We start from the raw sequence: 214 nt of genomic DNA, 5'->3' as shown, positions 1-214 counted from the left end.
CTCACCGCGGCGCTTTCGGCGTCGAGCCGATCTGCCAAGTGTTGCAGGTGGCGACGTCGACGTACTACGCGGCCAAGTCCCGCCCGCCCTCCGCGAGGGCGGTGCGGGACGCCCAGCTCATGGCCGAGATCACCACGGTGTGGAACGAGAACTTCGAGGTGTATGGCGTGCGCAAGATGTGGAAAGAGCTCAACCGGCGCGGCACCCGCGTGGC

At 67.8% G+C, this 214-nt stretch carries 1 protein-coding gene; it reads left to right on the top strand.

The genetic code is table 11. From position 1 onward, the window contains the following. Positions 1 to 214, top strand: a 214-nt coding sequence (locus tag HCK04_RS40835; protein ID WP_142652819.1) for an IS3 family transposase, incomplete at both ends; no start/stop codon positions are given.

Source organism: Microbispora sp. CL1-1, assembly GCF_012034195.1.
Taxonomy (GTDB): Bacteria; Actinomycetota; Actinomycetes; order Streptosporangiales; family Streptosporangiaceae; genus Microbispora.
This window is presented reverse-complemented; position numbering and strand designations above follow the sequence as displayed.